General features: G+C 67.5%; 21 protein-coding genes. 11 read left to right on the forward strand and 10 right to left on the reverse strand.

Going from position 1 to position 22194, the window contains the following annotated elements; translation table 11 throughout:
* Nucleotides 1-2: 2 nt before the first annotated feature.
* The 4 genes from Q9235_RS02170 to Q9235_RS02185 all read right to left on the reverse strand — a co-directional run bounded on the left by Q9235_RS02170 (nt 3) and on the right by Q9235_RS02185 (nt 3807).
* A complete protein-coding gene (locus Q9235_RS02170) occupies nt 3-863 on the reverse strand; it encodes a TIGR01459 family HAD-type hydrolase (protein ID WP_306225162.1) in 861 nt (286 codons plus the stop codon).
* The gene (locus Q9235_RS02175; RefSeq protein WP_306225163.1) at nt 863-1801 is read right to left on the reverse strand and encodes a sugar kinase; all 939 of its coding nucleotides are present in this window, start codon (nt 1799-1801) and stop codon (nt 863-865) included. The genes Q9235_RS02170 and Q9235_RS02175 overlap by 1 nt, the downstream gene beginning before the upstream one ends.
* Nucleotides 1802-1927: 126 nt before the next feature.
* Nucleotides 1928-3178, reverse strand: coding sequence for a coiled-coil domain-containing protein (locus tag Q9235_RS02180; RefSeq protein ID WP_306225164.1), 1251 nt, complete (start codon nt 3176-3178; stop codon nt 1928-1930).
* A gap of 107 nt (nt 3179-3285) precedes the next feature.
* Nucleotides 3286-3807 carry a DUF1134 domain-containing protein gene (locus Q9235_RS02185; RefSeq protein WP_306228084.1) on the reverse strand — a complete coding sequence of 174 codons (522 nt, stop codon included), beginning with the start codon at nt 3805-3807 and terminating at the stop codon, nt 3286-3288.
* A 360-nt stretch (nt 3808-4167) separates the two neighbouring features.
* On the opposite strand from Q9235_RS02185, the gene Q9235_RS02190 reads away from it, so the two are divergent.
* Nucleotides 4168-4704 carry a YHS domain-containing (seleno)protein gene (locus Q9235_RS02190; protein WP_306225165.1) on the forward strand — a complete coding sequence of 179 codons (537 nt, stop codon included), beginning with the start codon at nt 4168-4170 and terminating at the stop codon, nt 4702-4704.
* Between the two features lie 13 nt (nt 4705-4717).
* Here Q9235_RS02190 and Q9235_RS02195 read toward each other — a convergent pair whose 3' ends face one another.
* The gene (locus tag Q9235_RS02195; protein WP_306225166.1) at nt 4718-5551 is read right to left on the reverse strand and encodes a 3'(2'),5'-bisphosphate nucleotidase CysQ family protein; all 834 of its coding nucleotides are present in this window, start codon (nt 5549-5551) and stop codon (nt 4718-4720) included.
* A 125-nt stretch (nt 5552-5676) separates the two neighbouring features.
* Here Q9235_RS02195 and chpT point away from each other — a divergent pair, with 125 nt between their 5' ends.
* From chpT to Q9235_RS02225, 6 genes are all read left to right on the forward strand, one after another.
* A complete protein-coding gene (gene chpT / locus Q9235_RS02200; protein ID WP_306225167.1) occupies nt 5677-6318 on the forward strand; it encodes a histidine phosphotransferase ChpT in 642 nt (213 codons plus the stop codon).
* Nucleotides 6319-6412: 94 nt separating this feature from the next.
* On the forward strand, nt 6413-9040 hold the full coding sequence (locus Q9235_RS02205; protein ID WP_306225168.1) for a chemotaxis protein CheW: 2628 nt from the start codon (nt 6413-6415) through the stop codon (nt 9038-9040).
* Complete coding sequence (locus Q9235_RS02210) at nt 9037-9540, forward strand: chemotaxis protein CheW (protein WP_306225169.1); 504 nt, start codon at nt 9037-9039, stop codon at nt 9538-9540. Before Q9235_RS02205 ends, Q9235_RS02210 begins: the two co-directional genes overlap by 4 nt.
* 30 nt (nt 9541-9570) lie before the next feature.
* Nucleotides 9571-9936: a response regulator gene (locus tag Q9235_RS02215; protein WP_038359309.1), complete on the forward strand. Its 366-nt coding sequence runs from the start codon at nt 9571-9573 to the stop codon at nt 9934-9936.
* Nucleotides 9937-10022: 86 nt separating this feature from the next.
* Nucleotides 10023-11138 carry a chemotaxis-specific protein-glutamate methyltransferase CheB gene (gene cheB, locus Q9235_RS02220; protein ID WP_306225170.1) on the forward strand — a complete coding sequence of 372 codons (1116 nt, stop codon included), beginning with the start codon at nt 10023-10025 and terminating at the stop codon, nt 11136-11138.
* The gene (locus Q9235_RS02225; RefSeq protein ID WP_306225171.1) at nt 11135-12022 is read left to right on the forward strand and encodes a CheR family methyltransferase; all 888 of its coding nucleotides are present in this window, start codon (nt 11135-11137) and stop codon (nt 12020-12022) included. The genes cheB and Q9235_RS02225 overlap by 4 nt, the downstream gene beginning before the upstream one ends.
* Before the next feature lie 162 nt (nt 12023-12184).
* Here the strand turns inward: Q9235_RS02225 and ctrA are convergent, their stop codons facing one another.
* Nucleotides 12185-12886, reverse strand: coding sequence for a response regulator transcription factor CtrA (gene ctrA, locus Q9235_RS02230; protein ID WP_089174306.1), 702 nt, complete (start codon nt 12884-12886; stop codon nt 12185-12187).
* A 435-nt stretch (nt 12887-13321) separates the two neighbouring features.
* Here ctrA and fliI point away from each other — a divergent pair, with 435 nt between their 5' ends.
* Together fliI and Q9235_RS02240 are read left to right on the forward strand one after the other, a co-directional pair.
* The gene (gene fliI / locus Q9235_RS02235; RefSeq protein WP_306225172.1) at nt 13322-14668 is read left to right on the forward strand and encodes a flagellar protein export ATPase FliI; all 1347 of its coding nucleotides are present in this window, start codon (nt 13322-13324) and stop codon (nt 14666-14668) included.
* Nucleotides 14669-14705: 37 nt separating this feature from the next.
* Nucleotides 14706-15059: a DUF1304 domain-containing protein gene (locus tag Q9235_RS02240; RefSeq protein WP_306225173.1), complete on the forward strand. Its 354-nt coding sequence runs from the start codon at nt 14706-14708 to the stop codon at nt 15057-15059.
* A 7-nt stretch (nt 15060-15066) separates the two neighbouring features.
* On the opposite strand, the gene Q9235_RS02245 is transcribed toward Q9235_RS02240, so the two are convergent.
* On the reverse strand, nt 15067-16284 hold the full coding sequence (locus Q9235_RS02245) for an MFS transporter (RefSeq protein ID WP_306225174.1): 1218 nt from the start codon (nt 16282-16284) through the stop codon (nt 15067-15069).
* Nucleotides 16285-16520: 236 nt separating this feature from the next.
* On the opposite strand from Q9235_RS02245, the gene fliJ reads away from it, so the two are divergent.
* Nucleotides 16521-16925, forward strand: coding sequence for a flagellar export protein FliJ (gene fliJ, locus Q9235_RS02250; RefSeq protein ID WP_173044742.1), 405 nt, complete (start codon nt 16521-16523; stop codon nt 16923-16925).
* 54 nt (nt 16926-16979) lie between these two features.
* On the opposite strand, the gene Q9235_RS02255 is transcribed toward fliJ, so the two are convergent.
* Nucleotides 16980-17594 carry a GNAT family N-acetyltransferase gene (locus Q9235_RS02255; RefSeq protein ID WP_306225175.1) on the reverse strand — a complete coding sequence of 205 codons (615 nt, stop codon included), beginning with the start codon at nt 17592-17594 and terminating at the stop codon, nt 16980-16982.
* A gap of 397 nt (nt 17595-17991) precedes the next feature.
* Between Q9235_RS02255 and Q9235_RS02260 the strand changes: the two genes are divergently transcribed.
* Entirely contained in the window at nt 17992-19029 is a 1038-nt protein-coding gene (locus tag Q9235_RS02260; RefSeq protein WP_306225176.1) for a lysylphosphatidylglycerol synthase transmembrane domain-containing protein, read from the forward strand.
* A gap of 57 nt (nt 19030-19086) precedes the next feature.
* Here Q9235_RS02260 and Q9235_RS02265 read toward each other — a convergent pair whose 3' ends face one another.
* Complete coding sequence (locus Q9235_RS02265) at nt 19087-19974, reverse strand: DMT family transporter (protein ID WP_306225177.1); 888 nt, start codon at nt 19972-19974, stop codon at nt 19087-19089.
* Between the two features lie 83 nt (nt 19975-20057).
* Nucleotides 20058-22187, reverse strand: coding sequence for a flagellar biosynthesis protein FlhA (flhA, locus tag Q9235_RS02270; RefSeq protein WP_306225178.1), 2130 nt, complete (start codon nt 22185-22187; stop codon nt 20058-20060).
* Nucleotides 22188-22194: the final 7 nt, after the last annotated feature.

The following is a 22194-nucleotide window of genomic DNA, read 5'->3' on the forward strand; positions in this document are numbered from 1 at the left end:
CCTCAGGCCAGCGCACCCATCGCCGCAATCGGCTGGACGGGCAGTCCGTCCAGCACCTTGGCCAGGCCGGGCGCGTCGACCTCCCCGCCGCGCATGGTCTCGTCGCGATGGATGCCGCCGGCAATGAACAGGCTGTCGAAACCCATCAGGCGCGCCCCGGCGAGGTCGGTGCGAACCGCGTCGCCGATCACCAGCACCTTGCCGGGCTCGACCGATCGGCCGCCACGGGCATCGGCCGCCGCCGCCAGCGCGAGGTCATAGGCCGGGCGATACGGCTTGCCGGCCCAGGCGACGGAGCCGCCGAGCTCCTCGTAGATCGTCGCGAGCGCACCGGCGCAAGGCAGCAGGTCCTCGCCGACATGCACGACGAGATCGGGATTGCCGCAGATAAGGGGCAGACCGCGCCGGGCGAAGCGCTCCAATAGCGGCCGGTACTGCTCCGGCGTCTCGGTGCGGTAGTCGTTGAGCTCGGTCGCAACGACGATATCGGCCTTGTCCTCGTCGACGAGCGCGACATCCAGTCCGTCGAACACGGCTCGGTCGCTCTGCCAGCCGATATGGTAGGCGCGCTTGTGATGGCTCTGCGCGATCAGCGCTCGCGTGACGTCGCCGGAAGTGACGAGCCGATCCCAGGCCTCGCGCGGCACGCGCTTGGCGTCGAGCAGTCCTGCGACCTGCTGCGACGGCCCCGGCGCGTTCGAGAGCAGCACCACCGTGCCGCCGCGCTCGCGATAGGCGATCAGCGCGTCGCAGGCCGGCTCCAGCGCCCAGAGCCCGTCATGCACCACGCCCCAGACATCGCTGATCAGCACATCGTAGCGGGCGAGGAGATCGCCCGCCCGCTTCAGAATCGGAACGCTCATCAGGACCGCGCCTCCGCAGCGATGCGGGCCTCGACATCGACGCGACGCGGCAGCGGCGCCACCGCACCATACCCCAGCGTCGAAAGCGCCGCCGCGACATTGGCGTAGGCACCGGCGGCGAAGGCATCGCCCGTGCGCAGGTATTCGGCAAGGAAGGCGCCGTCATAGCAATCGCCCGCGCCGGTCGCGTCGATCGCATCGACCTTGATCGGTCGGAAGCGCTCGCGCCGAACCGGTGTCGCCACCAGCGAGCCCTCGTGGCCGAGCGTCAACGCCACGACCCGCGCGCCAAGCCCGAGATAGAAATCGACGATGGCATCGGGGTTGTTGAGCCCCGTGAGCTGCGTCGCATCATCGAGACCGGGCAGGATGATGTCGGCCATGGCGCAGGCGGCATGGATGATCGCCCTGGCGCGGGTCAGCGGCCAGAGTTTAAGGCGCAGGTTGGTGTCGTAGGCAGTGAGCACGCCGGCCTTGCGCGCGGTGTCGAACGCGTCGAACACGGCGTCGCAGGCGCTGGCTGAGATCGCCTGGCTGATGCCGGAAGCCTGGATGATCCGGGCGGAGCGGATCAGGTCGCGCGGCAGGTCGCGCGGGCCGTAGAGGCTCGCGGCCGAGCCGGCGCGCAGATAGGAGAAGACATGGCCGGACGGGCCGTGATCGACGAAATAGAGGCCGGTCGGCGCGCTCGGATGGGTCGCGACATGGCTGTCGTCGACGCCTTCGCGCTTCCACAGGCCGCGGATCGAATGACCGGCGCTGTCATCGCCCAGCGCGCCGAGATAGCCGACCGACATGCCCTGGCGCGCCGCCGCGACCGCGCAGTTCGAGGTATCGCCGCCATGCCCGAACAGGAAGGCGCCGCTCTCGGCGCGGGTCGCATTGAACTCGCCGAGCGGTTCGCCGAGGCAGAGAAGATCGAAGCGGCTGTCGGTCACGTTTCAAACCATTCAGATGGCGAGGGAATGCCGGGGAACACAGCCTTCCTAGAGCATCGAATGGCAAAGTGAAATCCGGTGTCGGCGAAGAATCCGGCACCCGGAGACTGTAGCGGGGGACTGCGCTTACTCCGCCGCTTCCCGCTTCGGAGCGGCATTCATCAGCCGGTCCGCCAGCTTGACGATTTCCTGACGCAGAGCTGCGTCATTGGCTCCCGCGCCTCCAGGTCCGCCCCGGCGCAATGCCGATATCTCGTCCATCAGGTGAGTTCGGTCGGCCCTCGCCTGGGTCAGAGCGCCTTGCAGCGTCTGGAGTTCGGCCCGCAGCATCTCGATCTGGCTTTCGCGTTCGTTCTGAGCGTCCTGCAAGGTCACGACCTCCTCCCGATTCCGCTGCTTGGCCGCCTCGTGCTCGCCCTTCGCAGCGGTCAGCGCCAGGTCAAGTGCAGCCCGCATGTCCCTGGTCGCAGCATGGTCGGCCTGTTCCTGCCGAAGCTGCGTGTCGAGCTGGTGGGCTGCCACGCCCGCCGTGCTGGCCCGGGCATCGGCAGCGGCCAATCCGGCCTCGGCCTGCGCCGCGCGCGCGTCGAAGGCATCGGCCCGCACCCTCTCGCCGTCGCGCTCGCCGGTCATGGCGCGCAGCGCCGCCTCGCTCTGAGCAAGGCGTTTCTCGGTCAGGGCGAGCTTGTCCGCAAGCTCGTCGCCCTTGCCTTGCAGCACCATGATCCGCGTCCCGTCCTCGACCTGCGCGACGCGCAGCTTCTCGGCCTGACTCCGGCTTTCGCCTAATTCCCGCTCGCGTTCCGCCAGCATCGTCTCGATGCGCCCGACGGTCTCGCGCTCCCAGTCCAATTCGCCGCTGCGCGCCACCAGATCGGCGCCGGTGCCGGTCAGCGCCGCGCGCGTCTCTTCGAGATTGCGTTCGAGGCTCGCGAGGTCGGCGACGCGCTTCTCCAGCGTCGCGGCCGTTTCGCCATGGCCGGCCCGCTCGCTCGCCAGCGCTCCTTGCGTATCGGCAAGCTCGCCGCGCGTTTGCTCGAGGTCGGCTTCCAGCCCGCCGATCCGGGCATCGCGTTCGCCAAGCTCGCGCTCGAGCCGGCCGATCGCCATGTCGCGCCGGCCGAGTTCCTGCATCGCGCCGGCCTTGGCGGCGAAGCCGCGCTCGGCATCCTGCTCGGCCGAGCGCATGCGCAAGGCCAGCTCGGCGCGTAAGTGGTCGCGGTCGGCGGCGATTTCGGCGAGAGACAGCGGAAACGCCGCCTCGGCCCGCTTGCGGGCCAGCCTGTCGGCCCGCCGCGCCAGCGCCGGCACGGCCGCCAGCGCCAAGAGGGCGGCGCAGAGGAAGCCGAGCGCAAACAGCATGGCGGCTTCGATCAAGTCTCAGGTCTCCCGGCTGCAAGCTGAGATCGAATCTGCCATGGCGGCGGCGCCATGGCCAGAGACCATCGCCCGAACGTGACGGCGACGGCCCCTTCAGTCTCGGCCTAGAACGGATTCCAGGTCGCCTGCGACGTGAACTTGAGATAGCCGAGATTGACGCCGAGACGCCAGCCGACGCCGGTGCGGATCGGCACCACCATGATGCCGCCCGCCGTCAGCGCGGTGAAGCCGAAGCCGCCGATGAAATAGGCCGAGCCGTCGATGCCGGCGAAGCGCTGGTAGAGCGCATCGACCACCGGCAGGTTGTAGACCAGCATCATCGTGCGCGCGCCTTCGCCGCCGAAATCGAAGCCGATCGAGGGGCCTTGCCAGAACACGCGGCGGTCACCGGCATTGCGCGTATAGAGCTGGCCCTCGCCATAGCGCAGGCCGCCGACGAAGGCGCCGGAGGCTTCCTGGCCGAGGACATAGCCGTTCGGCTCGCCCCAGCGGCGCACCGCCTCCTCGATCGTCAGCGCGAGACCGCGCGAGACGTTGCCGAAGAACTTGTGGCCGGAGCCGACGAGTTCGTTCTGGCTGAACGACTGCTGCTCCTGGTATTTCTGGGCGAGCGCCGGAAGCGGCATCCCGCTCAGGCTCGCGCCGGCCACGGCGAGACCGCCCGTTATCAGGTTGCGGCGGGTCTGGGTCATCAGCGACATCTCCAGGCAGGGCGCCAGACAAGGCAGAGCGCCGGGGCGGTTCGATCGTCCGTCCGCTCGGCACCGGCGGGGGCTGCGCGGCAGCCGGCCCGGGATGGATGCGGTACGGGCCGGGGGGCGGGCCGATCCTGGGCCATCCGCCGCCCGGCCGAACGTCGAAGCGTGACGTTCGGCGAATGCGAATCAATTCGGTAACGAATTTGATACGCTGCAAATCTATCCAAGGCGTGAAGATTCCGGAGAGCCGCTGAGCCCGGGATGGGACTTGTCCGAGGATTTGATGCGATGAAGGCCGCAACAAGGCAGCGCTGGGGCTTGCTCGCCGCCGGCGCCGTCGCGCTCTCCCTGATCGGGCGGCCAGGCTTCGCGAGCACCCCGTCCGCCGCGCCGACGCCCGTACCCTTCGCTGCCCTGTTTGAGATGCCCTCGCTCGGCGAGATGATGCAGCGGGACCTGCGCACCGGCCTCGCCATCAACGGCTTCGACCCGGTCTCCTATCGGCTCGGCACCAAGCCCATGGCGGGACGCGCCGAATACGAACTCATCCAGGATCGCTTCGTCTGGCGCTTCGCCTCGCAGGCCAATCTCGAAGCCTTCCGCGACGCGCCGGATATCTACATGCCCGCTTTCGGCGGCTTCGATCCGACCGGCGTCGCCAATGGCCTCGCCGTCGAGAGCGACCCGAGCCAGTTCGCGGTGATCGGGTCGCGCCTCTTCCTGTTCCGCTCCGCCGGAAACCGCCAGCGCTTCCTGCGGGAAGCCGGATTGCTGGCCCAGGCCGAAAGCCGCTGGAACGCGGTGCTGCGCCTCGTCGCCCGCTAGGCAGGCGGCTGCTTCAGCCGCCGCAATCCCCGGCGATGGCCTGTCGCGCCAGCTTTTCGCTCGATGCCGCAACGAAGGGCGGATTGCGGAACTGGCGCTCGCTGCGCCCGTAATCGGGCAGCGTACCGTCTAGCGTCAGCACGATCCCGCCCGCGGCCGAGAGGATCGCGTCGCCGGCCGCGATGTCCCATTCCATCGTCTGGCCGCAGCGGACATGGATGTCGGCCTCGCCCGAGGCGATCATTCCGAACTTCACCGCCGACGAGACCGGAATACCCTTGCTGCAGCACATCGCCGCCGCGATGCCGTCGCTGCGGCCGTCGCCATGGAAGCGGCTGACCAGTGCGACCGGCCCTTCGCCCGGCACGGCCCTGACACTTGTCGGTCGCGCTTCGCCCAGAAGGCCCCCATCCGGGGCGAAGTCCTGCTCATAGGCATGCGCACCGGAGAACCAGAGCCGCCCCATCGCCGGGGCTGCGATAGCGCCTGCGATCGGCCTGCCGTCGCGGACGACCGCAATCGCCACGCAATAACTGTCGCCGCCCGCGAGGAACTCGCGCGTGCCGTCGAGCGGATCGAGCAGGATGAAGATGGCGTCCGGCGCCGTATTCTGCGCCGTCTCCTCGCTGACGATCGGAAAGCCGGGCAACAGGCGCGTCAGCGCCTCCTTGGCGGCGTGGTCGGCCGCAAGATCGGCGGAGCAGACCGGCGAGCCGTCGCTCTTGAGCGTCACGTCGCGTGCCGCCCGCTTCGCCAGCAGAACGGCGGCACTCACAGCCGCAGCTTCCGCGAGCTTGCGCCCCAGCCCGTCGCGGTCGCGCAGGCGGGGATCGTCATGGCCGATCATCGCGGCCCATCCTTCCCGTAATCGTCCCCGATATGGCGATTAACCACATGAAAACCAAGATAGCAGCATATCAAGCGATAACGGCGCCCCAATCCGGCGCGTCCCCGTTTCAGGACCTCGCCCCCATGACCGACATCTCGCTCGAGCCGCTCGATCTGGCTGCGCTTCTCTGCAGCCGCGTCTGCCATGACGTGATCAGCCCGGTCGGCGCGATTGTCAACGCTCTCGAAGTCCTGGAGGAAGATGATCCCTCGATGCGCGATTTCGCGCTGGAGCTGATCAAGAAGAGCGCGCGCGCCGCCTCGGCCCGCCTGCAATTCGCCCGCCTCGCCTTCGGCGCCGCCGGTTCCGCCGGCGCGATGATCGATCTCGGCGATGCCGGCAATGTCGCCAACGGCTTCCTCAACGACGAGAAGCTCTCACTCGACTGGGACGCGCCGCGCGCATTGCTGCCGAAGAACCAGGTCAAGCTTCTGCTCAACCTCCTGGTCATCGCGACGCAGGCCGTGCCGCGCGGCGGCAAGCTCGTCTCGCGCGCCACGGTCGAAGGCGAGCAGGGCACGTTCGAGATCACCGCGACCGGCTCGCATGCCCGCATTCCCGCCCATGTCGAGGAGCTCCTGGCCGGGCGCTCGGAAACCGGCACGATCGACGCCCATGCCGTCCAGCCGCTCTATACCGGCATGGTCGCACGCGCCGCTGAAATGGGCATCACCTTCGCCATCGACGGCGATACCGTGACGATCAAGGCCGCCAAGGCGGCTTGAAGGATCGTTACCGGTCGAGAGGCGATCTCAACCGATCATAAACCGTTCTCCTGCTTTAGTTCCTGCAGCGTTCCGCGTTGAGTGAAGTTCCTGCATGGACGAGTTGCTGCAAGAGTTCCTGACGGAGACCGGCGAGAATCTCGACACGGTCGATCGGGAACTCGTTCGCTTCGAGCAGGACCCGAACGACCGCGACATCCTGCGGAACATCTTCCGGCTGGTCCATACGGTGAAGGGCACCTGCGGCTTCATCGGCCTGCCGCGGCTGGAAGCGCTGACCCACGCCGCCGAGTCGGTGATCGGGCAGTTCCGCGACGGCGCCACCGTCAGGCCCATCGCCGTCACCGCGATCCTGGAAACGATCGACCGGATCAAGGACATCCTGGCCGAGCTTGCCGAGAAGGGGCAGGAGCCCGAAGGCAACGACGAGACGCTGATCGGCGAGCTGTTCGCGCTGGCCGAGCACGCCAAGGGCGAGCTCAGGCAGCAGGCTCCGGCCGACATCTCGCTCGACCCGGTCGCTGCCTATCTCGCCCGCCATGGCCAGGCCGCGCCGGCCCCGACGAGCACCGAGGATATCGTCTTCCGCAGCGCGCCCGGCCCGCAGCGCGGGCGCGACGGCCGCATCGAAGGCAGCGAAACCGCCGCCCCCGCGGAGGATTCGCAAGGCCCCGTCCGCAGCGGCGGTCCGGCCACCCTGCGCGTCAATGTCGACACGATCGAGCACCTGATGACGATGGTCTCGGAGCTTGTCCTGACCCGCAACCAGCTCCTCGAGGTCGCGCGGCGACAGGAGGATGCCGGGCTCAAGGCCCCGCTCCAGCGCCTGTCGCTGATCACCGCCGAATTGCAGGACGGCGTGATGAAGACGCGCATGCAGCCGATCGGCAATGCCTGGTCTAAGCTGCCGCGCATCGTGCGCGATCTCAGCGCCGAACTGGGCAAGCGCATCGAATTGCTGACCGATGGTGCCGAGACCGAGCTCGACCGTCAGATCCTCGACCTGATCAAGGACCCCTTGATCCACATGGTCCGCAACTGCGCCGACCATGCGATCGAATTGCCGGCCGACCGCCGCGAGGCCGGCAAGCCCGAGCACGGTACGATTCGCCTCGCCGCCTATCACGAGGGCGGCTCGGTCACGATCTCGATCGCCGATGACGGACGCGGCCTCGATATCGAGCGCATCCGCGGCAAGGCCATGGCAAAGGGCCTCGCCAGCGAAGCCGAGCTCGACAAGCTCAGCGACGCGCAGATCAGCCGCTTCATCTTCCATCCCGGCTTCTCCACGGCCGACAGCGTCACAGCAGTCTCCGGCCGCGGCGTCGGCATGGACGTCGTCAAGGCCAATGTCGATTCGATCGGCGGCACGGTCGATGTCGCCAGCCGCCCCGGCCTCGGCACGACGATCACCATCAAGATTCCGCTGACGCTCGCGATCATCTCGGCGCTGATCGTGGTCGCCGGCGAGGACCGCTACGCCATTCCCCAGATCGCGGTGCGCGAACTGGTCCGGGCCAAGGCCGGCGACGACAACCGCATCGAGGAGATCAACGGCGCCCCGGTGCTGCGGCTGCGCGGACGCCTCCTCCCGATCGTCTCGCTGCCGGGGCTGATGGCCTGCCCGGGGCGGGAAGCCGCCCGGCGGGCCGATGGCGAGGGCTTCATCGTCGTCACCCAGATTGGCGAGCGGCAGTTCGGCATCCTCGTCGACAGCGTCTTCCACACCGAGGAAATCGTGGTGAAGCCGATGTCGAGCAAGCTACGCCATATCCACCTGTTCTCCGGCAACACCATTCTCGGCGACGGCACCGTCGTGCTCATCGTCGATCCCAACGGCGTCGCTCGCCTGGTCGGCGCAACCACGTCCGAGGACGCGCAGGAGGAGCCGCGCGAGGCAGCGGCCCAGGTGCATCGCGGCGAACGCACGACGATGCTGGTCTTCAGGGCCGGCGCCGGCAGCCTGCAGGCCCTGCCTCTCTCGCTTGTGACGCGATTGGAGGAGATCGAGGCCGGCGAATTCCAGCGCAGCGGCGGCCGCACCCTGCTGCATTACCGCGGCCGTCTCGTCCCCGTGACCCCCGTCGCCGACACGCCATTGCGTGCTGAGGGCATCCAGCCGCTCGTCATCGTCTCGAACGGCGATCTCACCGTGGCGCTCGCCGTCGAGGCGATCGTCGACATCGTCGAGGAAACCTTCGATCTGGAGATCGCGGCGGCCGACGCGCGCGGCATCATCGGCTCGGCCATGATCCGCGGCCGCGCCACCGACATCCTCGATCTCGCCCATTACCTGCCGCTGAACGAGCCCGGCTGGTTCGCGGCCGGGCGCAATGCCGAGCTTCCCGGCCGGGTCCTGCTGGTCGAGCCCTCCGACTTCCTGCGCGACATGCTCAGCCCGGTATTGAGGGCCTCCGGCCGGATCATCGCCCCGATCGCCGATTTCAGCGAAGCGGCCCTGGCGACGGCCGGCGAGCCGATCGTGACCGCATTGCTCGATCTCGACCGCGACAGCGACGCCGCCTTTGCCTTCGCCAGCCTCCTGCGCGAACGCGCCAAGGGCGAGCGCCTGCGCATCCTCGGCTTGACGACCTGCGCCACGCCCGACCTGCACATGCGGGCGGTCCAGGCCGGTCTCGACGACGTCGTCGCGAAATTCGACCGCCGCGCCCTGCTGAGCGAGATCAACGCGGCCGGCGCCGATCTGAGGCATGCGGCATGATGTCGAACGAAACCCACATCCCCGAACCCGTCGCGCCCGGCTTTGGCGACTCGCTGGACTATGTGACGATCCGCGTCGGCGAGCAGCTTCTCGGCCTGCCGATCGGCCGTGTCCAGGACGTGTTCATCACCAACCGCATCACGATCGTGCCGCGCGCGCCCGACGAGATCGTCGGGCTGATCAACCTGCGCGGCCGCATCGTCACCGCGATCTGCCTGCGCAAGCGGCTGGGCCGTCCGGTCTCGCTCCAGCCCGACGGCCAGGGCCGCCATGAACTGACGGCGATCGGCATCGACCATGGCGGCGAGGCCTATGCGCTGATCGTCGACGCGGTCGGCGAGGTCATCCGGCTCGACCGGTCCACCTTCGAGCCGCTCCCTGTTCACCTCGATCGCGTCTGGACGGCCTTGGCGACGGGCATCCATCGCCTGGCCGACGAGCTTCTCGTCGTGCTCGACCTCGACGCCGTCCTCGATCTCGACCTTCGCAGCGCAGCCTGACGGCGGCGCCACCATTCTGGAGACCCAATCATGAAATACTGCCTCGTCGTCGACGACTCAGCGGTGATCCGCAAGGTGGCCCGCCGAATCCTCGAAGGATTGCAGTTCCGCATCGCCGAGGCCGAGGACGGCGCGCGCGCCATCGACGCCTGCAAGGGCGAGATGCCGGACGCCGTCCTGCTCGACTGGAACATGCCGATCATGGACGGTTACGAGTTCCTGCGCACGCTGCGCCAGATGCCCGGCGGCAAGCGTCCGAAGGTCGTGTTCTGCACGACCGAGAACGACATCGCCCATATCGCGCGCGCAATGCATGCCGGGGCCGACGAATACATCATGAAGCCCTTCGACAAGGAGATCGTGGCTTCGAAATTCCATCAGGTCGGACTGCTCTGAGCGAGTGCCTTCCGATGCGGGCGCATCGGAAAACCATCGTCCAGAATGCCCTCGCCGCCACCGCCGGCCCTGAGAGAAACATGCCGATGTTGTCTCCCCGCGCGCTTCCCGCAAGCCCCGCATCGCGGCACAAGACCGTGGTGATCGCCGATGATTCCGTCGTCGTGCGCGGGCTCTTCGCGCGCTGGCTGGGCGAGGCCGGCAACTTCCACGTCGTTGCCGTCGCCGGCGACGGCGAGACGGCGGTCGCCCACGCCACCCGCTTCAAGCCCGACGTGATGGTGCTCGACCTCGACATGCCCGGCGTCGACGGCGCGGCCGCCCTGCCCCAGATCCTCAAGGAAAGTCCGAACACGGGGGTCCTGCTCGCGGCGACGCTGAACGAGCGCAACACCCGCCTCGCGCTGGAATGCATGACGCGAGGTGCTATGGACGTCGTCTCCAAGCCGGACAGCCGCAGCGGCATGACGCTCTCGCTCGATTTCCGCAGCGAGTTCCTGCTCAAGCTCGGCAACATCGTCCAGGCGCCGGTGAAGCCCGGCTCGCTCCCGCCCGAGATCGACACCGACCTGCCGCATGCCGGGCCGACGAACCTGCGCCCCCTGGTCTCGGTGATGCCGCGCTATCTCGTGATCGGCGCCTCGACCGGCGGTCCGCGCGCCGTCGCCAAGGTCCTCTTCGACATCGGTGAGGGCCTCAACGACCTGACCACGGTCGTCGTCCAGCACATGCCGCCGCTCTTTACCGCCTCCTTCGCCGAGCAGGTCGCTGCCCATATCGGCGTTCCCGCCCGCGAGCCCTTCGACGGCGAGCGGCTGATGCGCGGCACCGTCTATATCGCGCCCGGCGGACGCCATCTCGGCGTCGACCGCCGGCTCGGCCATATCGTCGCCCGTATCGGCGACGAACCGCCCGTGAATTTCTGCCGCCCGGCCGTCGACGTTCTGTTCAGCGATGCCGCCCGCCATCTCGGGGCGGCCGCGCTCGGCCTCGTTCTCACCGGCATGGGCAGCGACGGCACCGAGGGCGCCGGCGCCCTGCGCAAGGCCGGCGCCGCCGTCATCGCCCAGGACGAGCCGAGCAGCACGATCTGGGGCATGCCCGGCTCGGTCGTGCGCGCCCGCCATGCCAGCACCGTCATCGCGCTCGACGAGATCGGCGCCTCGATCCGCTGCTTGATCCGCGGAGTGCAAACGGCATGACCGAGGCGGATTTCTCCTTCCTGCGCCTGCTGCTCCAGCAACGCTCCGGCCTGTCGCTGACCGCGGACAAGCGCTATCTCGCCGAGAGCCGCCTCGGCATCCTCTGCCGCCGCCGCGGCATCGCCGATCTCGAGGCGCTGATCCGCCAGCTCAGGCTCGCGCGCGATCCCGCGCTGGAGAGCGCCGTGGTCGACGCGATGACCACCAACGAGACGCTGTTCTTCCGCGACCAGACGCCGTTCAACCTGTTCCGGGATGTGATCCTGCCCGAGCGCCTCGCCGCCAACGCCGCCAGCCGCTCGCTGCGGATCTGGTGCGCCGCCGTCTCCAGCGGCCAGGAAGCCTATTCGCTGGCCATGCTGATCGACGAACTCGGCGAGCGGCTCGCCGGCTGGAAGATCGAGATCCTGGGAACCGACCTCTCCGAGGAAATCCTGGAAAAGGCCCGCGCCGGCATTTACAGCCAGTTCGAGATCCAGCGCGGCCTGCCGATCCAGATGCTGCTGAAGCATTTCCAGCAGGTCGGCGACAAATGGCAGGTCTCGCAGCGCATCCGCTCGATGGTCACGTTCAAGCAGCACAACCTGCTGGAGCGCAATGATCCGTTCGGCCGCTTCGACGTGATCTTCTGCCGCAACGTGCTGATCTATTTCGACGTCCCGACCAAGGTGAAGGTGCTGGAACTGTTGACGCCGCGCCTCGTGCCGGACGGCGCCTTCCTGCTCGGTGCCGCCGAGACGGTACTGGGGCTGGCGACGAACCTGACCTGCGATCCGCAGCACCGCGGCCTCTATCGGCACGCTGCGATGGCGCCCCCGCTCGCCGCCTCCCCTGCGCCGGGCCTCAGGCCGCGTCCTGCCGCCGCCATCGGCATGCGCGGCTGAACCAGCCGCGTTTCCCGACGCGATCACCGTCACCGCACAAACAAAAACCCCGCCTCTCGGCGGGGTCCCCGTCGACCTGTCGTGTACATCCGACGATCAGGTCAAGATCTGGTCTAGCGTCGCTTCATGACCGCCCGATGACGGGCGGGCGACGGAAAGGCGTCAGGCCGGGATGCGCTCGTCGGCCTCGGACGGCTCGCGCAGCACGTAGCCGCGGCCCCAGACGGTCTCGATGTAGTTCTTGCCGTCCGACGCGTTGGCGAGCTTCTTGCGCAGCTTGCAGATGAAGACGTCGATGATCTTGAGCTCGGGCTCGTCCATGCCGCCGTAGAGATGGTTGAGGAACATCTCCTTGGTGAGCGTCGTGCCCTTGCGGAGCGAGAGCAGCTCCAGCATCTGGTATTCCTTGCCGGTCAGATGCACGCGGGCGGCATCGACCTCGACCGTCTTGGTGTCGAGATTGACGACCAGGTCGCCGGTGGTGATGACCGACTGGGCATGGCCCTTCGAGCGACGCACGATCGCATGGATGCGGGCAACCAGCTCGTCCTTGTGGAACGGCTTGGTGAGATAGTCGTCGGCGCCGAAGCCGAGACCCTTCACCTTGTCCTCGATGCCGGCGAGGCCGGAGAGGATCAGGATCGGCGTCTTGACCTTCGCCACGCGCAGGCTGCGCAGAACCTCGTAACCCGACATGTCGGGGAGGTTCAGGTCGAGCAGAATGATGTCGTAGTCGTAGAGCTTGCCGAGATCGACGCCCTCTTCGCCGAGGTCCGTCGTATAGACGTTGAAGCTCTCCGATTTGAGCATGAGCTCGATGCTTTGAGCGGTCGCGCTATCGTCCTCGATCAGCAGAACCCGCATGTCCACGTCCCCAATTTCGCCCGCAGGGCAGGTTTGACCGTTGTTTCCGCCCGGACCGTTCGGCCCTTGACGACGACGCACTTGCCCAATGAAACGCCACGCGACACGCTACGAGGAAACTGGTTAACAAACCGTGATTCCCGAGCGCAAGCGCTTCCTCGGAGAAAGTGAACGATCCTTGTCGAGGTGAGTCGAATTTGACACGGATCGCTGAACTTCTCGGCCGCGAAAGCGCCTTTCGCGAAGGCTTGCATCGGGAAACAGGGCTATAATCGCCCTGCGTCACGCGGCAGCCTCGATCTGCAGTGTTAACCACAGAGCTTAACAGCTGGTAAATGAGCGCAATTTGTTAGGAACCCTTACCAAATCATCCACAGGGGTCCCGCCAGCTGATAGCGCTGATCTGCACATGACCGATAACCGCGAAATATCCCGATGAGTTCCCCCTCCCACGGCCATGACCGTCTCTCTGCGCTGGCGACCGCCATCGAGCATATCGAGGGCGTGACGATCTATGGCCGTGTCATCGGCGTGCGCGGCCTGCTAGTCGAGGTTGCCGGGCCGATCGGCACGATGAGCCTGGGCGGGCGCGTCGGCATCGAAATCGCGCCGGGCACGCGCGTTCCCTGCGAGGTCGTCGGCTTCTCCGGCGACAAGGCGCTGGTCATGCCCTTCGGCGGACTCGATGGTGTCCGCCGCGGCTGCCCCGTCCATGTCGACCGCGCCCAGCCGGGCCTGCGCCCCACGCCCGCCTGGCTTGGCCGCGTCGTCGATGCGCTCGGCCGTCCCGTCGATGGCGGCCCGCCCTTGCCACAGGGCGACACACTCTTCGCCTATCGCAACGATCCCCCGAACGCCCACAAGCGCCGCCGGGTCGGCCGCCCGCTCGATCTCGGCGTGCGCGCGCTCAACACCTTCCTGACCTGCTGCATCGGCCAGCGCATGGGCATCTTCGCCGGCTCGGGCGTCGGCAAATCCGTGCTGCTCTCGATGCTCGCCCGCTATGCGCAGGCCGACGTCAACATCATCGGCCTCGTCGGCGAGCGCGGCCGCGAGGTGCAGGAGTTCTTGCAGGAAGACCTCGGGCCACAAGGCCTCGCCCGCTCGATCGTCGTGGTCGCAACCTCGGACGAGCCGGCCCTGATGCGCAAGCAGGCGGCGCTGACAACGCTGACGCTGGCCGAATATTTCCGCGATCGCGGCCTCCAGGTGATGTGCCTGATGGATTCGGTGACGCGCTTCGCCATGGCGATGCGCGAGATCGGCCTGGCGGCCGGCGAGCCACCGACGACCAAGGGCTACACCCCGACCGTCTTCGCCGAACTGCCGCGCCTGCTCGAACGCGCCGGCCCGGGTACCGGCGACGGCGCCATCACCGGTCTCTTCACCGTGCTGGTCGATGGTGGCGACCATGACGAGCCCGTCGCCGACGCGGTCCGCGGCATCCTCGACGGCCATATCGTCATGGAGCGCTCGATCGCCGAGCGCGGGCGCTATCCGGCGGTCAACATCCTGAAATCGGTCTCGCGGACGATGCCGCGCTCCTGCGATCCCGCCTATTACCCTGTTGTGCAGAAGGCCCGCTCGACGCTCGCGACCTATGCCGACATGGAGGAACTGATTCGCCTGGGCGCCTATCGCCAGGGTGCCTCGGCAGAGGTCGACGAGGCGATCCGCCTCCACCCCGCGCTCGAAGCCTTCCTCAAGCAGGCCAAGGACGACGCGACCCCGCTCCATGAGTGCTATGCGCGCCTCGCTGCGATCATGAACGGAACCGTCTGACAATAGCCGAAGCCTTCCACCGCAGGATGCCCGACCGATGTTCGCAACGCTTCTGATCGGCCTCGTCGCCCTGATCCATGTCTACATCGTCATCCTGGAGATGCTCTGGTGGGACACCCCGCGCGGCCACAAGGCCTTCGGGCTGACACCCGAATTCGCCGCGCGCACGAAGGTGCTCGCCGCCAATCAGGGGCTCTATAACGGCTTCCTCGTCGCCGGCCTTGCCTGGGGCCTCTGGCTCGGACCGGAAGGCTTCGCGATCAAGCTCTTTTTCCTGGTCTGCGTCCTCGTCGCGGGTCTCTTCGGCGCGGCGACGGCCAGCCGCAAGATCCTCTACATCCAGGCCCTGCCCGCTGCGCTTGCCATCGCGGCGCTGCTGGCCCGGATCTGACCTGGCTTCAGTTCCGCGCCACCATCCGCACCAACGCGAACATCGCGGCGAAGCCGACGGCCTGGATGGCCGCTGAGATCATCAGCGTCGGGCTCGCACCCAACCGCTCGACCATCACCGCGAAGAGCAGCGGCGCCACCGCGAAGGTCATGTTCTGCGGCACGGTGAGCTTGCCGAGCATCGTCGCGAAGCCGTTGCGCCCGAAGAGGGCCAGCGGCAATGTCGCCCGCGCGATCGAAATCACGCCGAGCGCCGCGCTGAACAGCACGATGAAGATCGCCGCCGCCGTGATCGTCATCGTCACGAAGGGCAGCAGCAGGCAGAGCACCGGCCCCAGCAGCAAGCCGAACAGCGCCACCTTCTCCGCCGGCAATCGCTCGCCCAAAGTCGCGTCGATGGCGCGCGCGGCGAGCGTGGCGGGCCCGCTCAGCGTCGCGATCCAGACGGCCTCGGCCTGCGTCAGCCCCGCCTCCTGGAACAGGCTGATCAGGTGCAGCGGCAGCCCCCAGGAAACCAGCCCGCTGGAGGAAAAGGCGAGCGCCACCAGCCAGAAGGCTGCCCGGCGCGCATGCGCCGGCACGCTGCCATGCTCGCCCGCCGATGCAGCGCCCTGAGCTGTTTCTGAAGCAGCCACCGGGGCGATGACGCGGCGATAGCGCGGGATCGCCGCATAGATCGGCAGCACGATGACGAACTGCATTCCAGCGAAGATCAGCAATGTGACCCGCCAGCCGAAGGCATTCATCAGCACCGCGGTCAAAGGCCAGAACACGCTGGAGGCGAGCCCCGTGACCAGCATCATCAGCCCGATCACCCGCCGCGTCCGCTCGCCCATCAACTGGGAAATCGTGACATTGCCGGTATTGGCGAGCGACATCGCATGGCCCAGCCCGATCACGAACCAGCTCGCGAGATAGCTCACCGGCCCCTGCGCCAGCGACAGCACCGCGAGCCCGAGCGCGCAGATCACCGAACCGATGCACATCGAACGCCGCGTGCCCTCGCGATCGAGGATGCGCCCGATCGCGGGCGCGACCAGCGCCCCGGTGATCAGCAGGATCGTGATGCCGCCGAAGACGATCTCGGCATTGAGCCCGATCTCGCGGTCGAGCGCGCCGACCAGCACCGATGGCGAATAGAAGGTCGAGCCCCAGCCGATGATGCGGGTCAGCGCGAGGCCGAGAAGCAGGGGGCCATGCCCGCCGAAACGAGAAGAGGCAACCAAGACGGGATATCCGCGGGAGCAAAGCGGCCGGAGGGCCGCTCTCCCAGACTCACTAGATCATCCCGACAGCCAGCGGCAGGAGCCGGGGTGCAGCCTGATCATGCGTAAAAGGCAGCCCATCCCGGTAAGGAAAGGTCAACCTCCTTGCGCCATGTTGCTCCTCGTCTCGCGGATGGAGTTCTGGCGCGCGCCGAGGGGTCGGCAGCGCCGATGCGTAATCAGGAGTTGAAAACGACATGAAGTCGCGAGAGACGCTTCTTCGGCTCAAGCGCTTCCAGGTCGACGAGAAACGTCGCCGGGTAAGCCAGATCGAGATGATGATCGCCGATTTTCATCGGATGGCGAGCGATCTCGATCGCGAGATCCAGGCCGAGGAATCGCGCGCCGGCATCGCGGACCCCGCCCATTTCGCCTATCCGACCTATGCCAAGGCCGCGCTCGGCCGTCGGGACAACCTGCGCCAGTCGGCCGACAACCTGAAGGGCCAGCTCGACGAGGCCAAGGCCGAGTTGCAGGAAGCCTTCGAGGACATGAAGAAGGTCGAGATTCTCGACGATCGCGAACGCGCCTCGGAGCGCGCGGCGGAAGCCGCCCGCGACCAGGCTACCATGGACGCCATCGGGCTGCGCTCGCGCGCCTGAGGCCGGCTTCAAGGGTTCAGGAAAAGGGCGGCGTCCTCGGGGCGCCGCCCTTTTTCATGCGATGATCGGATGATGCTCGACGGAGTCGCGCCGCAACTTGCCGGTCAGGCGCGGGTCGTCATCCACCTCGACCCCGCGCTTGAACACCGTGAAGCCCGAGCGCTGGTAGAAGGCGAGCGCGGCGGGGTGGTCGAGCGTGCAGGTATGCACCCAGAAACGTGCGATAGGCTTGGCCCATGCCAGTGCGAGCGCCCGGTTCATCAGCCAGCGGCCGGCGCCCTTGCCGACAACGACCTCGTCCAGCCCGAAGAAGGCGAGTTCGCCCTCCCCCGACACGCGGAAATCCAGCTCGAGCAGGCCGACATCGCGCCCGTCATGGCGAACCGCGTAGAAATCCACCGCCGGGTTCGCAAGGATCGCCTCGATCTCGGCTAGCGGCTTGGTCAGGCGGCTGAACCACATCCAGCGCTCGCCGAGCAGTCGGTAGACGGCGAGATAACGCTCGACATCGGAGCGGCCGATCGCATCGAGCGAGAAACCTCCCATGCCCGGCGGATCGGGCCGCACCGGTGGCCGCGCGAACATCTCTAGCGAGGTCACAATCGTCGCGATCTTGCCGGGGGGCAGGTCGGTCGTCCCGGTCAGGGTGATGGTCAGGCTCTGGGTCATGAAAATCTGTTCGGCGGCTCGTCAGGGAATCTGCCGCGATCATGACATGATCGGGGTCGAAAGATCACGGCACACCCATGCATGCCCGGCGTCACGGCATCGCGCCCCCTCCCGCCTTCCCGGCCGGACATCGCGATGGATCGAAGCGCCGGCGCAGGCGCGACCCGCACGCGCGCCTGATCGAGGATGAGACGAGATGAAACGCACCGCCAACGCCCTGGCAGCCCTTCTCGCGGCCGGCCTTCGCTCCCCTGACCCTGGGTGAGGTCGAGCGCCGTCGGGCGCTTGCCCTCGCCCTTCCCCACTGGCAGAGAAGGGGTAAAGGTTCGCGCCGCAACGGTGACGACGTGGGCCAACGGTAGCCCGTCACCAACCTGTCCTGAGCCCCGCGGCCTCCATGAAACGTTATCTCGACTATCTCTGGCCGATCATCGGGCTCGTCGCCGTCGTCTGGTCCGTCGAACTGCTCTGGAGCAAGCTCAAGGCCGAGGCCGGCTCCGACGCTGCCGTGGAAGCCCTGCTGGAGAATGCCGGGCTCTGGCAAAGCATCAAGATCATCGCCCACCGCATCGGCTACAAGATCGCGGTGATCCCGCCGGAAGCCTTCCTCCATGCGGGGCTGGCGACCCTCGTCGCCTATGCCGCGCTAGCCTGGTACGACCGCATCGCCCTGATCCATCTCGGCAAGGAGAAGGGCATCTCCTGGCCCTACATCTCGCTCTGCTCCTTCGTCACCTATGCGCTCTCGCACAATATCGGCGCCTCGGTCTTCTCGGGCGGCATGGTGCGCTACCGCGCCTATACGGCGAAGGGCCTGACGGCGGCCGAGGTCGCGGTCCTCGTTGCGCTCTGCTCCTTCACCTTCGCCTTCGGCACGATTTTTCTGATGGGGCTCGTGCTGATCTACGAACCGCAGATCCTGCAGCCGCTGGAGCGGATGTCGAAATGGTTCGCGATCACCGACAGCACCGCCCGATGGATCGGCGTCGGCATGCTCGCCTTCGTCGCGCTCTATACGGTCGGTTCCTGGCTGCGGTTCAAGCCGCTCAAGATCGGCAAGCTCGAGATCATCTATCCGCGGCTGCCCATCGTCATCAGGCAGTACCTGGCCGCCCCGATCGAGCTCGCGGGCGCTGCCGGCATCATCTATTTCGCGCTGCCCGAGCAAGGCAATCCGGGCTTCCTGATCGTGCTCGGCGCCTTCCTGCTCTCGTTCTCGGCCGGGTTGCTCAGCCAGGTTCCCGGCGGCGTCGGCGTGATGGAAGCGGTCTTTCTCGCGATCATGCCGGGCATTCCGGCGCCTGCGGTCTTCGCCGCGCTCTTGGTCTGGCGGATGTTCTATCTCATCCTGCCGTTGGTCTTCTCGCTGCCGATCGTGCTCGCCTTCGAGCGGGCACAGCTCAAGCGCAACACCCGCATCGCCCCCCCGCCGTAGCATCGGCCCGAAAAGTGGGAACCGGTTTTCGGGGCAGGCCGATGCGCGGCAAGGCAATCATCGCTTGAGTGCGATCGCAGCCGCCCCGAACATCAGGAGCGCGCCGATCGCCTCCGACCAGCCGAAGGGCTCGCTGAGCACGACGACGCCGACCGCGACCGCGATGGCAGGGCTGACGAAGGCATAGAGCCCGGCGCGAAACGCCCCCCAGTCGCGCAGCAGGCGCATATAGATGGTGAAGCCCATCAGCGAGCCGCCGACGATCAGGAACAGCACCGCCGGCAGAACCGGCCAGCTCACCAGCGCCCGGATATCGGCGAGCCCGACCGGTTCCAGCGCGAGCGAGACCACGGCCAGGCCGATGCCGCCGATCAGCGTCTGCCAGCCGGCGAGCGTCAATGTCGGCATCGTCCCCGCGATCGGTCGGGAGAGCACCGCGCCGACGCAGTAGAACAGCGTACCGACCGACACGGCCGCAAGCCCGATCATCTCCAGCGGGTCGCCCTGCGCGGCCGAAAGCCCGCCCAGCGCCCGTGTCGCGAACAGGAAGCCGAGGCCCACGGTGCCCAGCGCGATCGCCACGAGCTTGCGCCCGTCGATGCGCACGCCCTCGATCGCCCGGCTCGCCAGCAGCGTGTAGATCGGGATCGTCGCGAAATTGACGATGGCCGCGAGCCCGGTCGGCGCGTGCTTCGTGCCCCAGAACAGCAATGTGTAATTGGCGGTATTGAGCAGCAGCGCCGTGCCGATCAGGCGCGGCCAGGCGCCACCCGGCACCTTGAACACGTCGCGCCCGGCCCAGAGCAGCATGAGGAAGCCGGCGATCGAGAAGCGCGCCGCCGCCAGGAAGACCGGCGGGACATGCGTCGACCCGACTTTGACCGGCAGCCAGGTCAGGCCCCAGACGAGGCACATGACGGCGAAGAGGGCGGCATTGCGCGACATGGCTTCCGCTTAGCCGCAGCCTGGGACGCTGACCATTGCGCCGCGGGCATCGCGCCCCCGTGGAAACCGGAGGCAAGACCGCTTCAGACGCTGCCGACCGTCTTGAGGCGTACGCGCGGATGGATCTCGGCCTGCGACAGCACCGGCGTCTCCCGGCGAAAGCGCTCGATGATCTGGCGGGCGAAGGGCCGCGCCATGGCCGATGTGACCAGCGCCGGCATCTCGCCGATGCGCGCCGCATCCTCGAACTTGTCGCGGACGTGATGCACGAATTCCTGCAGCCGCGAGGGCTGCATGGCGAGGTGGCGCTCCTCGCCCTGGCCGATGACCGACTCGGCGAAGACGCTCTCCCAGGCCGGCGAGAGCGTGATGATCGGCAGCACGCCCTGCATGTTGGAGAACTGCGCGCAGATCTGGCGGGCGAGCCGGGCGCGGACATGCTCGGCGATCTCGCGCGGGTTGCGCATGCCCGAGGAAACCTCGGCGATCCCTTCGATGATCGTCGACAGGTCGCGGATCGAGATGCGCTCCGACAACAGGAGCTGCAGCACGCGCTGGATGCCGGTGGTCGAGATCTGGCTCGGCACGATCTCCTTGACGAGATCGGCATGGTCCTTCGGCAGCTCGCGCAAGAGCTTCTGGACCTCGGAATGCGAGAGCAGCTCGGGCATGTTCGACTTCAGCACCTCGGTCAGGTGCGTCGAGATCACGGTCGCCGCATCGACCACGGTGTAGCCGCGCAACTGCGCCTCGTCCTGCAGGGCAGCGTCGATCCAGGTCGCCGGCAGGCCGAAGGTCGGCTCCAGCACGTTGTGGCCCGGCAGGTTCACGGCGCCGCCCATGGGGTCCATCGCCATGTACTGGCCGGCATAGACGATACCCTGCCCGGCATCGATCTCCTTGATCTTGATGAAGTAGTGGTTCGCTTCGAGCTGGACGTTGTCGACGATGCGTACCGCCGGCATGACGAAGCCGAGCTCGGCCGCAAGCTGGCGGCGCAGTGCCCGGACCTGGTCGGTCAAACGGTCCTGCCCGCTCGGAGCATTGACCAGCGGCAGCAGCCCGTAGCCGATCTCGATCTTGAGCTCGTCCATCTTGAGGAGGTCGTTCAGCGTCTCCTCGCGCGGCGTGCCGCCCGCCGAGACCCCGCCGCCGGCCTGCGTCGGATCGAGCACACCCGCTTCGGCCTCACGGGCCTTGGCCGCCTTGCCGAAGCGATAGGCGAGGAAACCGGCGCCTGCCGCCAGCAGCAGGAAGGGCAGCATCGGGATGCCCGGCAGCAGCGCGATCAGCAGCATCACTGCCGCCGACATGCCCAGCGCCTTGGGATAGCCGGAGAGCTGCTTGCCGAGCGCCTTGTCGGCCGCGCCGCGCACGCCCGCCTTCGAGACGAGCAGGCCGGCCGCCGTCGAGACGATCAGCGCCGGAACCTGGCTGACGAGGCCGTCGCCGACGGTCAGCAGTGTGTAGTTATGCGCGGCCTGGCTGAAGCTGAGCCCCTGCTGCGCGACGCCGATGACGATGCCGCCGAGCACGTTGATGAAGGTGATCAGCAGGCCGGCAATGGCGTCGCCGCGCACGAATTTCGAGGCGCCGTCCATCGAGCCGAAGAAGGAGGATTCATCCTCCAGCGCCTTACGGCGGATCTTGGCCGTCTCCTGGTCGATCAGGCCGGCGGAGAGATCGGCATCGATCGCCATCTGCTTGCCGGGCATGGCGTCGAGGGTGAAGCGCGCGGCCACTTCCGCGATGCGGCCCGAACCCTTGGTGATGACCACGAAGTTCACGATGATCAGAATCGTGAAGACGATCACGCCGATCACGAAATTGCCGCTCATCACGAAGCCGGCGAAGGCCTCGATGACATGGCCCGCCGCCGCGGTGCCCTCATGGCCACGGGCGAGGATCAGGCGCGTCGAGGCCAGGTTCAGCGCCAGCCGGAACATGGTGACGATCAGCAGCACCGTCGGGAAGGCCGAGAATTCCAGCGGCTCCTCGATGAAGAGCGCGGTCATCAGCACCAGCACCGACAGGATGATCGACAGCGCCAGCAGCAGGTCGAGCAGCATCGCCGGCATCGGGAAGATGAGCACCACCAGGATGCCCATGACGCCGACCGCGAGGAACAGGTCGGGACGGTTGAGCAGCTTGCCCAGCGCCCCGCGATCCGGAATGGTGAAGCCTTTGCCCTGCCCTGCCGTCACATCGGTCATCGACCGC

Origin of the sequence: Bosea beijingensis (genome assembly GCF_030758975.1) — a bacterium.
Classification (GTDB): Bacteria; Pseudomonadota; Alphaproteobacteria; order Rhizobiales; family Beijerinckiaceae; genus Allobosea; species Allobosea beijingensis.

Excerpts from the sequence above, each read along its gene's own strand:
- Q9235_RS02205 (WP_306225168.1), top strand. The coding sequence starts at position 6,413 with ATGGACGAGTTGCTGCAAGAGTTCCTGACGGAGACCGGCGAGAATCTC.
- Q9235_RS02265 (WP_306225177.1), bottom strand. The coding sequence starts at position 19,974 with ATGTCGCGCAATGCCGCCCTCTTCGCCGTCATGTGCCTCGTCTGGGGC.
- flhA (WP_306225178.1), bottom strand. The coding sequence starts at position 22,187 with ATGACCGATGTGACGGCAGGGCAGGGCAAAGGCTTCACCATTCCGGAT.
- Q9235_RS02170 (WP_306225162.1), bottom strand. The coding sequence starts at position 863 with ATGAGCGTTCCGATTCTGAAGCGGGCGGGCGATCTCCTCGCCCGCTAC.
- Q9235_RS02215 (WP_038359309.1), top strand. The coding sequence starts at position 9,571 with ATGAAATACTGCCTCGTCGTCGACGACTCAGCGGTGATCCGCAAGGTG.
- Q9235_RS02260 (WP_306225176.1), top strand. The coding sequence starts at position 17,992 with ATGAAACGTTATCTCGACTATCTCTGGCCGATCATCGGGCTCGTCGCC.
- Q9235_RS02255 (WP_306225175.1), bottom strand. The coding sequence starts at position 17,594 with ATGACCCAGAGCCTGACCATCACCCTGACCGGGACGACCGACCTGCCC.
- Q9235_RS02190 (WP_306225165.1), top strand. The coding sequence starts at position 4,168 with ATGAAGGCCGCAACAAGGCAGCGCTGGGGCTTGCTCGCCGCCGGCGCC.
- ctrA (WP_089174306.1), bottom strand. The coding sequence starts at position 12,886 with ATGCGGGTTCTGCTGATCGAGGACGATAGCGCGACCGCTCAAAGCATC.
- Q9235_RS02240 (WP_306225173.1), top strand. The coding sequence starts at position 14,706 with ATGTTCGCAACGCTTCTGATCGGCCTCGTCGCCCTGATCCATGTCTAC.
- Q9235_RS02210 (WP_306225169.1), top strand. The coding sequence starts at position 9,037 with ATGATGTCGAACGAAACCCACATCCCCGAACCCGTCGCGCCCGGCTTT.
- Q9235_RS02225 (WP_306225171.1), top strand. The coding sequence starts at position 11,135 with ATGACCGAGGCGGATTTCTCCTTCCTGCGCCTGCTGCTCCAGCAACGC.
- fliJ (WP_173044742.1), top strand. The coding sequence starts at position 16,521 with ATGAAGTCGCGAGAGACGCTTCTTCGGCTCAAGCGCTTCCAGGTCGAC.
- fliI (WP_306225172.1), top strand. The coding sequence starts at position 13,322 with ATGAGTTCCCCCTCCCACGGCCATGACCGTCTCTCTGCGCTGGCGACC.
- chpT (WP_306225167.1), top strand. The coding sequence starts at position 5,677 with ATGACCGACATCTCGCTCGAGCCGCTCGATCTGGCTGCGCTTCTCTGC.
- cheB (WP_306225170.1), top strand. The coding sequence starts at position 10,023 with ATGTTGTCTCCCCGCGCGCTTCCCGCAAGCCCCGCATCGCGGCACAAG.
- Q9235_RS02185 (WP_306228084.1), bottom strand. The coding sequence starts at position 3,807 with ATGCCGCTTCCGGCGCTCGCCCAGAAATACCAGGAGCAGCAGTCGTTC.
- Q9235_RS02195 (WP_306225166.1), bottom strand. The coding sequence starts at position 5,551 with ATGATCGGCCATGACGATCCCCGCCTGCGCGACCGCGACGGGCTGGGG.